Origin of the sequence: Moorena sp. SIO3I8 (assembly GCF_010692325.1) — a bacterium.
GTDB lineage: Bacteria > Cyanobacteriota > Cyanobacteriia > Cyanobacteriales > Coleofasciculaceae > Moorena.
Genome location: NZ_JAAHHW010000183.1, coordinates 1 through 9,712, shown reverse-complemented (window position 1 = coordinate 9,712; position 9,712 = coordinate 1). Strand labels below are relative to the sequence as shown.

Sequence of the window (9,712 nt, the reverse complement as noted above, 5' to 3'; positions counted from 1 at the left end):
ATGGAGGCATTGCTGTGGAAACAGTTTCTTTCATGGGATTGGAGGGACAAAGTAACCAACCTAAAAACTAGACCCTATATAGGATAGCACTATTTATGCCTTTAATTATCGCGCTTAGTCCCACTAGGTCGTTGGATATCAACCCATGGTAGAGGTACCAATGTCAATGGTTCCCATGATGAGGAGCCGGATGAAGGGAAACCTTCACGTCCGGTTTTGTAGACGAGTTGGGTGAGGCGACTCCCCGGCTTAGTTTAACAAGCTTAAACCCATGAGCGGGCTAGAGATTTAGTACTAATGTTGCTGCATAAGTGACATGCTCCCTTCTGGATTAGCGATTCGGCGAAGCCGACGCTACGCGAACGCATTCTGGATTAGCGATTCGGCGAAGCCGACGCTACGCGAACGCATTCTTGGGAAACCCCAGTTAGTCTAAACTCCAGTTAAAAGCTCACGGGGTGATAACAATGCTAAAGCTCTCTGTCTGATTTGGTAAGTACTGTCAGCAAGATGCGTTCGCTACGCGAACGCATTCAATCTTTATTGCCCTGATGCCAACATTTGCTTGGGTTTGTAGTCAGACCCAAGCTTGTTGGCACAGAATCCCAAATGACGGCTTTGACCAGGTTCGATCAATCGTCCCCAATCCAGCGGGGTGACCACATAGTTTTTAGAGGATTGAGAGTTTTCCATGTTACGGGGTTGGAAATTACCATTCCAACTATTGTTAATCGCAGCTTGATTCATTTGGAATGTTAATTCCCAGTCTTCAACCTTAGTGCTGCCCTCATTGATAACCTGTATGCCGATGCAAAATCCTTCTTGCCAATCTGAATGCAGGTTAGGTACCACTTTTAAAGGGACACGGTTTCTAGTCTGTGACCTTGTAGAGAGATTAGGGTTAGGGAGATTAGGGCTAGGTTCGGGTGTTGGCATTGGCTCCCTTAAACCTTGGTTGGTATCGGGTGGCGGTGAAGGTAAGGGTGCCATGTCGCTGGGTGTCGCACTGGGGGATGGTAAAGGTAGTGGCTCCTTTAAACCTGGATTGGCAAGGGGTGACGGTAGGGGTAGGGGTGTAACTTGCCTTGGTGTGACAGTTGGTGATGGTGCCGGTGATGGTGCCGGTAACGGTGCCGGTAACGGTGCGATTACACCAGGGTTGGTACTAGGTAAAGGTGGGGGTAGTGGTGCAACCCTCCTGGGTGTGGGATTGGATAGGGGTGGAGGTAGTGGTGCAACCCTCCTGGATGGCTGCCTACTTGGCGTTGGTGTAGGCATTTGCCCGATTGAGCTGGGTTGGGAATTCGGCAATGGCGTGGGCATTGGTTTGGTTCTGCCTGGTGGGAAACTTGGTCGCGGTATGGAAATTGAGGGGATAATCGGAGCAACTCCCACGTTCGGGGCGAAATTGTTGGCAATTAGCAGTCCCTGAAGCAGTTGTTGCTTAGGAGCCTCCACACTCTGCCAATCATCTTGCAGGATCCCGCCAGTATCCCCACTATTGGGATTCCAACTCCAGTAGGCAAAACTGAGGTTGTTTCGATTAATGTAATCTACCAGCCGCCGCTTCCAAACTCCCTCTTTTGAGTTAGGGTCTACCTCCTTACCACCGAATTCTCCGATCAAAATCGGCGCAATGCCTTCTCTAGCGATATAGTTCCAAGCAATTTCCCAGCGGTATTCCAAATTGTTAGGGAAACTAGGCTCTGAAAACCAAGGGTGATTGAAAACTCCAGGGCCGTATTCATGGGGGGAATAGACCAGCTTATTGGGATTAGACAAACGTACTGGATATTCCCTAACTCCTTCCAGATTACCCCCATGCCAATGGGTTGCTAGTCGTTGACCTGGAACATTCTTTTCCACACCTTCAACAACTATCAGCCAATTGGGGTTGACTGCAAGAATGGCATTACCAGCCCTCTGTGCTGCCAGTCGCCAGTCAGTGGCTAGATCGTTTGTTCCCCAGCTGGCTCGACCATGGGGTTCATTTTTCAGGTCTGCACCAATGACATTAGGCTGATTGCGGTAACGAGTTGCCAGCATTTTCCAGGTTTCTATCCAATCAGTTTCCGTAAACCCATCCCCATACCATAATGGAGGAATACGTTGGTCATTGAGTCGGTGACAGTCCAACAAAATTAATATGCCTTGCTGCTGGGCTTCCTTGATAATGGCATCCATGACCTCCAAGGGCGATTTACCGTAAAGCTCCCGATTGCTACCGATGTTGAAATCAATCCCACTGACCTCTGAGGCTCTTAGGGATTGGATAGAAAACGGCAGCCGAATCATGTTGTAGCCCAAGCTTTTGATCTGCGCCAACATATCCTTGTAGTCTCGTTTCCACAACCCATGAGGAGCATGCAACTCTGTCTCAATCCCAAACCAGTTCACCCCTCTGAGTAATATCGGGCGACCTAGGGAATCAAGTAGTTGTGATCCTTGGGTAGAAAGAGGTAGCTGCATGGTTCTTGCAGCATTGGCTGCATCAACAGGATGGTGAGAAGGCAAGGTTAATTCCATCAGGGATAAAAAGACTAACGCTAAGCCAAGACCAATGATTCGCCAAGGAAGTGTAAATTTGGTTCGCTGGTACTTAGGAAGCCTACTATGCCCAGGCTTGCGCCGTCGAGGCTGCCCGAAATGGCTGATGATTGTCAGCAGGATAGTTGATAGGATGCGGGCAACTCGGGATATGTGCCGGAAAAATCTAGACATCGGTTTCTACAAGAGAAGAGGTAGAGTTAGTCACAACTAGAGGTGCGACCCGTGGCGAATTTAATTCGCCAAGTAAGAGCGCACCTAAGAACTTGAGATTGAGCTTCCGTCACCCTGGCTAACTCGAAAAACTAAATTAAGCCACTATACTATATATAGGGCAATGGGTAGGTTACGATAGACAATCCCTTAATATCAATACCCAAAACTAGCCCTAATGTCAGTGTATCTCCTCAAAACCGAAACCCGACAATTCCCCTGGTTAAAAATCATGTAATGCTTGATGGGTAAAGGCTAGATTCGAAATCAACTAGGGATTTCTGGGAGGTTGTCACACAACCTTCACAAAGTGTCTTGACAGATTCCAAAGACTAAGTCAGGGCAGGTATTAAAAAAACTTACCAACTTTTGGGGGGGCATACAGTCGAACGCTTATTGAACATGGGTTTTAGTTCCATAACCCTTTTTAGTTTCCCCCACATCCACCTTCAAAACCCTCGGTTTTGAAGGGAGTATTCTGATTAATTGTAAAGTTCTCAGGTAATCACTAGGAACTGCAAGTTTCAATCTAGAAGGGGTTTATATACCTGCACTACTTATTTCTCTAAATATACCTTCACTACTTATTCATGTAAAATTCATAAACTTAGTGAAGGGTTTCATAAAACTTTTATGAAACATGGGATCACTACGGATTAACTTAAAGAAAAGCCAAAGTATTAAAGGGTGCAGCTACAAAAAACTTCTGCCGCTGACCACCGATAAGGAGTGAGCGAAAGACTAAACAGATCACAACTTGATCAAAACTTGGCAAAGTCTTACGCGGCTCAGGTTAAATGGCTGATGCGGCAACTATCGAAGGAAACTACTGATTATGACATCTCCGATTAAGCAATTTGTCCTGAAACCAATTGTATTTTCAGCTGCACTCTTTACAGTCCTAACCATACCACTAGCTTGGTTTGGCTCTAGACCTTTAAATATCCAAGTACAAGAGGAGCCAGTGTTTGACGGTAAACTAATGGACGTAGCTCCACCTTACTTGGGCTTAGCAGCGCTACTAAGTCTGACTGTAGGAACTGCTACAGTGGCGATGACCGGATGGCGCTCCGCTGACCGCAACCGGTCTGATATAGAGGCACAGTTATCGGGTCTTGAGGAAAATCTCAGGAAAAAGGAGGAATTGTTAGAGACACTTCAGCTATCAGACTCTAGGTTAGACGCTTCTGGACTGAAGGAGTTTACCTCAGACAAAGACACTTCACTATCTTTGAACGACAACTACCAGCCAATTACCAATCTTGAGCAAGTCACTTCCGAACCCTTGCTCAAAACCTACCATCCGATTGCCGAAACTGAGTCGGTAACTGAACCTGTAATCATTACCAATCAAACAGTGGATCATGAACCATCCACTCAATCCCCCACTAAACCTGACTTGGACGTGGGAGCAGCTACGGCTAGGTTTCCATCGGTGCAATCATTTCTAGCCTATGCTCCACCCAATGCTGCTCAGGAGCCACAGATCAACCCAACTTCCCTTAATCGTGATGAGTTTGACCAACTCTACACTAAAATTCAGCATCTTATGTCTCAGATGGTCACTGTAAAAAAGGCTATGGAAAGACGGTGACCAAAAACCTCACTCGAGTAGTCGTGATCAGATAGCTATCAAAAAAAACTTGGTAATGGCTAATTCCTAGATATTGATAGTTAAGTCATATCAAGGGTTAGTCATTAGCTTTTCTTTCCAGTCAAACCGAAATCTTACCACGTAATGTTTTAATAAAAGCCCTAATCACCTCAGCTGGAGTGTTTCTAGTCTGTTCATAATGTTCATGTGGATTGCTTCAATAATTCTATTGCTTCAATAATTCAAGGTCTGATTCTTAAAGAATTATCGTCACAAAGCATGCAAGCACTGTCAAGATCAATGCTGAATTGCTTGAATGCACCCTGACTATGCACTGACATCATATGCACTGACATCAATTAAGCTCAGAATGATTGGAAAGCATTGCTACAATGCGGTCGAACCTTTTCCTATTTTGCCAACCTAGCCATAGGGGGAGAACTTGGGCTTCTGCTAATTCTAGTACCAAGGATTGAATTTCTTGGTCAGATGCCTGTCCATAAAGCAGTAGTACTAAGAACCCATTGAGTTGCCGTGCCATTGTTTTAGCTTGAGGTAAGGCATCTATAGCTTCAGTCCAATGGACAGGGAACATCAAATGAAGTGGCTTATCGTCTCCCATGTGGATTAGAGTGGGTTTGAGGAGATTGCAAGTGCCATGAGGTCCCTCGTACCACGGGCGATGATTTTCTAGGTACGCAGCTTCTGACTTTACCCAAGTATTCATTTTGTACCTCTAAGTTTATTATAGCTCTTATTTTATTTATGGTAATTGATGAAAAATGGATTCGCTAAAATTCGTTCTAGTCTACAACGAACAAATCCCTTGAGAATTTATCCAATGGGATCATAATGTATTACCATTGGTATACCTAGGGAATAGGTCTGGTGATCTAAACCCTAAATTTATGTAGCTGTAGCTGTCGTCATTGATTTGTGCAAAAGAACATGGGTTGATAGTATTTACTCAGTTATGCAATTTGATAACGCTTAAATTAATTTAAAAAAAATCCATATTTGGCAATTTTTTGGGAGGTTTACTCAAGTTAAAGACTAATTTAGGTTTATGGCCAATTTTGATTTAATTTTATTCCCCCATCTGTTAGGCGGGAATAACTTACCAGGAAGCGCGTTTTTCCAGTTATTGCTCTGACCAATAGTCAAGATTTAGAGTTACAGTAACCTGGGATGAACCAAAAAAATTTCCCTTTACCTTTATCCTTTACTAACATGTCATCCTTGAATCAGGATTGTGATGGCTACAGGACAAGGGATCATCAAAAAACTTGATCTCAAAAACCCTGGATTAGGTGGTGACTCCTATTAGTTTTTATGGTTCCTTGAGGAGGAATACTGGTTTGGATTAACAAGTATAGCATTTTCAGGTGAAATGAAAACGCGCTTATTCCTTGAGAGCTCCTCACTTATATATAGCGCTAGAGTGAGTTAGTAATTTAGGGAGTAATGCGTTCGCGTAGCGTGGCCGTAGGCCAATCGCATATTTCCCAAGCCAGCAGTCCCTCACCTTTAAATTCTGAAACTCTGACCAAAGAGGGACTTTTGCATACATGACGTTGGCCTTGTCAAAAAAGGTACCCACACGGGTACTGTCCAAAGCTGGTGGCGAAATCCATACTCAAAGAACTAGTAAACAACACACAGGAAACGCAATGACCAGACATGGCCGACTCTATCTAAGAACGGATTCAAGCCCTTAGTCCTGAGGAACTGGCAGATGTGACTGAAATTAGTTCTGTCTTAGCCCGTAGAACACCCCTGTGGTTCTATATTCTCAGGGAAGCAGATAGCGCGAGCTGGTGGTAAAACCTTAGGATCTGTAGGTGCTCGGATTGTAGCAGAAGTTTTTATTGGTCTGCTGCAGGGAGACCGTATGTCTTATCTAAATCAAGACCCAGATTGGACACCAACACTGGGTTCACATCCAGGAAAATTTGGTATTGTCGATCGCATAAGCGCGGAAGCTGAGGCCTTTGGCCACGCTTCGCGAACGCTTCATCGCGTAGCGTGAGCAAAGCTCAATCTGCTTAAATTTGCTGGAGTGGCATAGATACTATAACTTGATAGGGTGCTATAAAATTATACCAATTCACTTAAACATTGCTATCTATTCTTGAATAAGGGTAAAGATTAAGGGGAAAATGTAAAGGTAAAATCTTTGACTTTTTTCCCTTAATCTTGAGTATAGTAATTTGTAGTATTCATAAGTATTGATCAAGTGAAATGGTACCCACAATTCTTGCTCTCGACTTTGACGGTGTTCTGTGTAACGGACTATTAGAGTATTTTCAGACGGCGTGGCGTACATACTGTCAAATTTGGAAACCCGGCAGTCAAACACCACCCGAGAATTTAGCACCTAGCTTCTACCGCTTACGACCTGTGATCGAAACCGGCTGGGAAATGCCAGTATTGATTCACGCCCTGATTCTCGGTATTTCAGAAGACGAGATTTTGCAGGATTGGTCAACAGTTGCCCAGTCTATCGTTAATTCTGAGACCTTAGACAGAACCGATACAGCCAAGCAGTTAGACACGATTCGGGATAAATGGATTACTACCGATTTAGATGGTTGGTTGAGTCTACACCAATTTTATCCCGGTGTGATTGAGCGATTGGAGCAAATACTTTCCACAAATACCACACAGGTATATATTGTTTCTACTAAAGAAGGACGCTTCATCAAACAACTATTGCTGCAACAAGGTATTAAATTACCACAAGACAGAATTATTGGCAAGGAGTCCAAACGACCCAAACATCAAACCCTACGACAATTAATAGAAACTTTTCCAGGGGAAGCCGTAACACTATGGTTTGTGGAAGATCGGCTTAAGACCCTTCAATCTGTGCAACAGCAGCCAGACCTTAAACCGGTCAAACTCTATCTAGCTGATTGGGGCTACAATACCAAAGCTGAGCAAGAATCTGCTGGTAATGACCCGAGAATTCAGTTGTTGTCTCTTGAGCAATTTTCCCAGGATTTTTCAAATTGGCTTGATTAACTATTAGGTATTAGTCCTTCTGGAAGGAAAATTTAGGTTTTGGCAGCATTTCAGGGAACTCTATAACTATCACCTCTGAGATGGTCTTCTCAACCAGATGTGAAAGGAATTTTGCATAAAACGCTTTTCGGTTGGGGTTTCTATGGGATGCTACACCTAATTTTTAAATTCTGGAACTGGTTATTAAAGCTAATTTTTCAGAGAATAATCCTAGTTCTAACAATCATGTTTTGCCTGGGAGTGGGAATTGCCCTTTCAAGCATGTCTCGTCTCTCCATGGATCTAATTTAATCCCACGCACTAGACTATTCAACCTTATCTGCTCAAGTTATTAATGAGGCACGTAACCTCTACAGTACTGAGGTGGTTAGTCGTGCTAAAACTGTTGATGGAATTACTGTTACCCATAACTACACTACCAAAAAAGGGGCAATTCCTAATCCAGCCACCTATGTGATAGAACTGGGTTCGCGCATTAGTGCCAATGATACGGGAGCTTTAATCAGGCTTTACAGTGATTATCCCTTTCCCAATCGACAAGCTGAAGGGGGTCCGAAAGATGATTTTGAATGGGATGCACTCAGATTCTTGAGAAAATATCCCACTCAGTCATTTTTTCGCCAAGAGCAAATCCAAGGTCGTTCTTCATTTCGATATGCAGAAGCCATAATTATGGAGTCTAGCTGCATTGCTTGTCATAACAGCCATCCGGATAGTCCCAAGATGGATTGGAAAGTAGGAGATGTCAGAGGTGTTTTGAAAATTATTCAGCCTCTAGACAAATTTGTGGGACACACACAAATGGGTCTGAGGAGTACATTTATCACCTTAGGAGGACTATCTGTGTTGGCACTCTCAGGGCTAATTCTAGTTATCGGTAGATTGCGTCAAATTGCAAAGGAATTAACAAGGCGGGTTACGGAACGCACGGCTGAGTTGGCTGAAGCTAACCAAGATTTAGAAAAAAGTAATCAAATTATTAGTCAAATTTTTGGGCGTTACCTGATTTTTGGGCGTTACCTGAGTAAGGAAGTAGTAGATAATTTACTGGAAAAACCCTGGGGGGGCGACAAGCGCCCTGTAACCCTTGATATATCTTAAATTGAGCGAATTATGGTAAAAAAAGATAGGTCAGAAATTGTCAAGACGACCTATCAATTCAAAATGCTACCAGAATTATATCAAAAACATCTAAAAAATCTCCTTTCCGAATCTCAATTATTGTTTTTTTACCTTGTAGTAATTATTGTCCAAGATATCAAGAATGTTAAACTCGAAAAAATTGCTGAATCTTTACCTTTGCCTATTAAATGTAACTCAAGGCGTAAAAAGTTACAAAGATTTTTGTCATTACCAATATTTCAAATAAAAAAAATGTGGTTTCCAATTGTTAGAGAATGGCTCTATCAAAAATTTGATCAACAGCAAAAAATCTATTTAGCCATCGATAGAACTAATTGGAATAACAAAAATTTATTGGTGGTTAGTATAATTTATAAAAACCGAGCAATACCAATTTACTTTGAACTTCTTTCAAAACTTGGTTCAAGTAATTTTTCGGAGACGAAACCTTGAACAGTGGAGCCTTATTACAAAAGATTTAACCCTTTTATGCAGAACCGAACACCCATAAAGGCTCCACTGTTCTACGGTAACTTGAAGAGCAAAAACAAATACTCTCAACTATTATAGGGCTATTTGATAGCTATCATGTTGTTATTTTGGGAGACCGAGAGTTTTGTTCAGTTAAATTGGCTGAGTGGCTAGATAAACAAGGGTTTAAGTTTTGTTTAAGACTTAAAAAAAACGAGCAAATTGAACTAAAAAATCAGGGTTGGATTTCCTTGAAAAATTCGGGATTAAAACCAGGAATTTCGTTATTTTTTGAAAAGGTTAAAGTCACAAAAACTCAACAAGTATCAGGATTTAGTATTGCCTGTAAATGGAAGAAAAGTTATCGAAAGTCAGTAAGCCAAGAAGGTTGGTTTATTCTAACAAATATGAGCGAATTGTCTGAGGCAATATCCGCTTATAAAAAACGTTTTGATATTGAGGAAATGTTCCGAGATTATAAAAGCGGTGGATATAATATGGAAGGCAGTAATGTTGTCGGTAAACGCTTTATATCTTTACTTATTATAATCTCTTTTGCTTACTTTATTGCTACAATTAAAGGAGAAATAATTAATAAAAAAGGAGTTCAGGACCTTGCTGACGGACACAAGTGCTTGAAAAGCAAGTAGGGGAGGGGTTGGACAAAACAGAAAAATCTGGGTAAATGGGGTAGTCAATAAAAATCCCAATTATGACCCAGAAAAAAATCTACTCACAAGT

6 protein-coding genes and 2 pseudogenes are annotated in these 9,712 nt (G+C 42.4%); 6 read left to right on the top strand and 2 right to left on the bottom strand.

The window, feature by feature from the left end; all coding sequences use genetic code 11:
* Positions 1 to 540: 540 nt before the first annotated feature.
* Entirely contained in the window at positions 541 to 2,721 is a 2,181-nt protein-coding gene (locus tag F6K51_RS33875) for a cellulase family glycosylhydrolase (protein ID WP_293029459.1), read from the bottom strand.
* Between the two features lie 874 nt (positions 2,722 to 3,595).
* Here F6K51_RS33875 and F6K51_RS33870 point away from each other — a divergent pair.
* Positions 3,596 to 4,354 carry a hypothetical protein gene (locus F6K51_RS33870; protein WP_293029456.1) on the top strand — a complete coding sequence of 253 codons (759 nt, stop codon included), beginning with the start codon at positions 3,596 to 3,598 and terminating at the stop codon, positions 4,352 to 4,354.
* A 355-nt stretch (positions 4,355 to 4,709) separates the two neighbouring features.
* On the opposite strand, the gene F6K51_RS33865 is transcribed toward F6K51_RS33870, so the two are convergent.
* The gene (locus tag F6K51_RS33865) at positions 4,710 to 5,081 is read right to left on the bottom strand and encodes a hypothetical protein (RefSeq protein WP_071104262.1); all 372 of its coding nucleotides are present in this window, start codon (positions 5,079 to 5,081) and stop codon (positions 4,710 to 4,712) included.
* Positions 5,082 to 6,245: 1,164 nt separating this feature from the next.
* On the opposite strand from F6K51_RS33865, the gene F6K51_RS33860 reads away from it, so the two are divergent.
* The 5 genes and pseudogenes from F6K51_RS33860 to F6K51_RS33840 all read left to right on the top strand — a co-directional run.
* Positions 6,246 to 6,383 carry a hypothetical protein gene (locus F6K51_RS33860; RefSeq protein WP_293029453.1) on the top strand — a complete coding sequence of 46 codons (138 nt, stop codon included), beginning with the start codon at positions 6,246 to 6,248 and terminating at the stop codon, positions 6,381 to 6,383.
* Positions 6,384 to 6,595: 212 nt separating this feature from the next.
* Positions 6,596 to 7,378: an HAD family hydrolase gene (locus F6K51_RS33855; RefSeq protein WP_293029450.1), complete on the top strand. Its 783-nt coding sequence runs from the start codon at positions 6,596 to 6,598 to the stop codon at positions 7,376 to 7,378.
* Positions 7,379 to 7,741: 363 nt separating this feature from the next.
* Positions 7,742 to 8,479: a DUF3365 domain-containing protein gene (locus F6K51_RS33850; RefSeq protein WP_365940511.1), complete on the top strand. Its 738-nt coding sequence runs from the start codon at positions 7,742 to 7,744 to the stop codon at positions 8,477 to 8,479.
* Between the two features lie 63 nt (positions 8,480 to 8,542).
* A pseudogene (locus F6K51_RS33845) lies at positions 8,543 to 8,950 on the top strand (IS4 family transposase); the annotation flags it as partial.
* Between the two features lie 83 nt (positions 8,951 to 9,033).
* Positions 9,034 to 9,579 (top strand): annotated as a pseudogene (locus F6K51_RS33840) (IS4 family transposase); the annotation flags it as partial.
* Positions 9,580 to 9,712: the final 133 nt, after the last annotated feature.

What these genes read in the sequence shown, in the direction of transcription:
- F6K51_RS33870 (WP_293029456.1), top strand. Translation starts at nt 3,596, where the DNA reads ATGACATCTCCGATTAAGCAATTTGTCCTGAAACCAATTGTATTTTCA.
- F6K51_RS33875 (WP_293029459.1), bottom strand. Translation starts at nt 2,721, where the DNA reads ATGTCTAGATTTTTCCGGCACATATCCCGAGTTGCCCGCATCCTATCA.
- F6K51_RS33860 (WP_293029453.1), top strand. Translation starts at nt 6,246, where the DNA reads ATGTCTTATCTAAATCAAGACCCAGATTGGACACCAACACTGGGTTCA.
- F6K51_RS33855 (WP_293029450.1), top strand. Translation starts at nt 6,596, where the DNA reads ATGGTACCCACAATTCTTGCTCTCGACTTTGACGGTGTTCTGTGTAAC.
- F6K51_RS33865 (WP_071104262.1), bottom strand. Translation starts at nt 5,081, where the DNA reads ATGAATACTTGGGTAAAGTCAGAAGCTGCGTACCTAGAAAATCATCGC.